Source organism: Streptococcus sp. DFI.7.26 (genome assembly GCF_022240605.1).
Classification (GTDB): Bacteria; Bacillota; Bacilli; order Lactobacillales; family Streptococcaceae; genus Streptococcus; species Streptococcus xiaochunlingii.
Genome location: NZ_JAKOGN010000038.1, coordinates 1 through 821 on the forward strand (window position 1 = coordinate 1; position 821 = coordinate 821).

Annotated in this window: 1 pseudogene; it reads right to left on the reverse strand. The window is 38.4% G+C overall.

The window, feature by feature from the left end:
- A pseudogene (locus tag L0M85_RS09805) lies at nt 1-821 on the reverse strand (M23 family metallopeptidase); the annotation flags it as partial.

Below are 821 nucleotides of genomic sequence, written 5' to 3' on the forward strand. Positions count from 1 at the left end.
GCCGCAATGGCTTGGGGACTTGCCCCTTGAGATTTCAAAAACTCATAAATATGTTTTGCTCGTTCAAACTCATCTCCACCAAACTGACCAATGGCTGGTAAGATAGTGGTCTGAAGTTGAATGACTTTTGGAAAATAAAATTGCGGATTGACATACACCAATTTTTCTTTCTTGTTTTTATACTTTTGATAGGAAACTTTCAAACCTGTATCGTCTGGTGTTTCACCAATAATATCACCCGTTAGGACTCTTGTCCCCTCAATCGCACGGCCATTATGAATAGAATACAAGGTCAATCGACTCTCATTCTCTCCTTTTCCGTTAGTGAGAATAACATCATCTCCGTCTAGAGATACAACACCATCCATTGGTGCGACAATTGTTTGGTGAGCCTTCGCTTCTAGTAGAATATACTCCTGAAGAGTAGGTTTTCCGTCTAAATCATAGTATCCATAACGATAAGTCATGGTTAGACTATCTTCGTTGCTTTTCCCCTCAAATGGATTGTCCAATTCCTGCATGGAAGCATAGACACCCTCTTCTTTTAGTTCCTTTATTTCCTCTTGATCGTCTTTCGATAGTTTATACTTAGGAGTTTCATAGAGGTCTTGCATGGATTTCAAATCATCCCCATCGTTTAAATCATGCCACAAAGTAGACAGATAATCCTTGTAAGTTTCTGAACTAAATAAGTGAACTGGTTTGTGTAACTCATAGTCATGGAATTTAAAGTTCATATACCCCATCACATCATCAACTTTTGTGTAATAAGTAATTCCTTTGTCATTTGTGCGAGTATGTTCTGCATCTTCCCAAGTTAG